This window comes from Dellaglioa sp. CoH-56-MRSF-13 (assembly GCF_056782095.1).
Genome location: NZ_JBXAYC010000232.1, coordinates 1 through 232, shown reverse-complemented (window position 1 = coordinate 232; position 232 = coordinate 1). Strand labels below are relative to the sequence as shown.

The window sequence follows — 232 nt, the reverse complement described above, 5'->3', positions numbered from 1 at the left end:
CGGGCGTGCCGATGGAGGCGGGGGTCTGCGTGACCGTCCCCGAGATCTGAGGATCGGTGTTCGCCGCCGCGCCGGGAGGCACGATCGAGTAGTTGATGAGCGCGTTGTTCTGGTCGTGGTCGAACGCGGTGTAGATGGCGGTGTCAACGATCTTAGTGCAGCAGCCGTTGAGCACTTTGATGTTCACGCCCGTGGCCGGGAAGAATACCCGGCAGCGCACATACAGAAGTCT

The 232-nt window shown here is 62.5% G+C and carries 1 protein-coding gene; it reads right to left on the bottom strand.

From position 1 onward, the window contains the following. A partial coding sequence (locus AC1RP1_RS08520) for a hypothetical protein (protein ID WP_481762810.1) occupies positions 1 to 232 on the bottom strand: 232 nt, incomplete at both ends.